1 protein-coding gene is annotated in these 1201 nt (G+C 65.4%); it reads left to right on the plus strand.

The genetic code is table 11. The features are described 5' to 3' along the window. Positions 1 to 90: 90 nt before the first annotated feature. On the plus strand, positions 91 to 1188 hold the full coding sequence (locus ABZU75_RS46480; RefSeq protein WP_355570022.1) for an IS630 family transposase: 1098 nt from the start codon (positions 91 to 93) through the stop codon (positions 1186 to 1188). Positions 1189 to 1201: the final 13 nt, after the last annotated feature.

The raw sequence follows: 1201 nt of genomic DNA on the forward strand, positions 1-1201 counted from the left end.
CTAGTGGCGTGTCACCGAACCTTGCTGGGCTATTTGATCTCGGCGGGTGAGCAGGCCAGCCTGGTCCCGGAGTAGTTCTGGGAGGTGGGCGTGGCGCGTAAACCCGAGGTGTTCGTTCGTGCGTTGACGATGGAGGAGGGACGGCGCCTGCAGAGGATCACCCGGTCGGCCAAGGATCCGGTGAAGCTGCGGCGAGCGATCGTGGTGCTGATGTCCGCGCAAGGGCAATCCGCTTCCGCTATCAAGGCGTTGATGCAGGTCAGTGACGACTACGTGCGCCAGGTGGTGCACGCGTTCAACGAGCGGGGGTTCGAGGCTTTGGACCCAAAATGGAGCGGGGGTCGTCCGCGGAGGATCAGTGAGTGGGTGCGAGAACGCATTTGCCTGATCGCCCGGACGACCCCCGCCGAGTGGGGCATCACCGGCTTTTCCACCTGGAGCCTGTCCAAGCTCGCCGCCCACCTGGTCGAGTTACGGCTGGTGACCTCGATCAGCCGCCAGCACCTGGTGCGGATCCTCAGGGCCGGTGGGGTGTCATGGCAGACCACCACGACGTGGAAGAGCAGCAACGATGCGGACTTCGTTGCCAAGATGCAGCGCGTCCTGGCCCTCTACGACGCCCCGCCAAAGGACGGGCGGGTGGTCTGCGTGGATGAGTTCGGCCCCTTGAACCTGCAGCCCCGCAAGGGCAAGGCCTGGCGGCCGGGCAAGGACCCCCGCCGCCTGCGGGCCACCTACAACCGCTACAGCGGGGTCATGCACCTGCTCGGTGCCCTGGACCTGGCGACTGGGAAGATCTACTACCGGATCCGTGAGCGCAAGCGGTGGCGTGAGTTCCTGTCGTTTGGTAAGTCCCTGCGGGCCCGCTGGCCCGACGGCAACCTCTACCTGATCGTGGATAACTACTCGCCGCACAAACATCCCCAGGTCAAAGCCTGGGCCGCCGCCAACGACGTCGAGCTGGTGTTCCTGCCGACCTACGCCTCCTGGCTGAACTGGATCGAGTCCGAATTCGCCGCACTGCGCTACTTCGCCCTCAACGGCACCGACCACCGCAGCCATACCGAGCAGAACGCCGCCATCGCCGCCTATATCCGCTGGCACAACCGGCACGCCCAGCCCAAGGTCAGCTTCGCAGCCAGCTCCCCGATCCGCTCATGGACCAGTTATCCCGCCAAGGTTGCGTGACGCGCCACTAGCC

The sequence above is a fragment of the Streptosporangium sp. NPDC005286 genome (assembly GCF_040607515.1).
GTDB lineage: Bacteria > Actinomycetota > Actinomycetes > Streptosporangiales > Streptosporangiaceae > Streptosporangium.